Source organism: Bacteroides caecigallinarum (assembly GCF_016902295.1).
Lineage (GTDB): Bacteria > Bacteroidota > Bacteroidia > Bacteroidales > Bacteroidaceae > Phocaeicola > Phocaeicola caecigallinarum_A.
The window spans coordinates 1-213 of the sequence record NZ_JACJLQ010000251.1 but is presented as its reverse complement, the minus strand read 5'-3'; the positions used below and the strand labels follow the sequence as shown (position 1 = coordinate 213).

The 213-nt window shown below is 52.1% G+C and carries 1 rRNA gene; it reads left to right on the top strand.

The features are described 5' to 3' along the window. Positions 1-213, top strand: a 23S ribosomal RNA gene (locus tag H6A27_RS15020); the annotation flags it as partial.

Sequence of the window (213 nt, the reverse complement as noted above, 5' to 3'; positions counted from 1 at the left end):
GCCGGGACCATCCGGCAAGGCTAAATACTCCCGAGAGACCGATAGTGAACCAGTACTGTGAAGGAAAGGTGAAAAGCACTTCGAACAGAAGAGTGAAATAGTACCTGAAACCGTGCGCCTACAAGCGGTCGGAGCTCTGCAAAGAGTGACGGCGTGCCTTTTGCATAATGAACCTACGAGTTACCGTGTCCGGCAAGGTTAAGGGACAGGAGT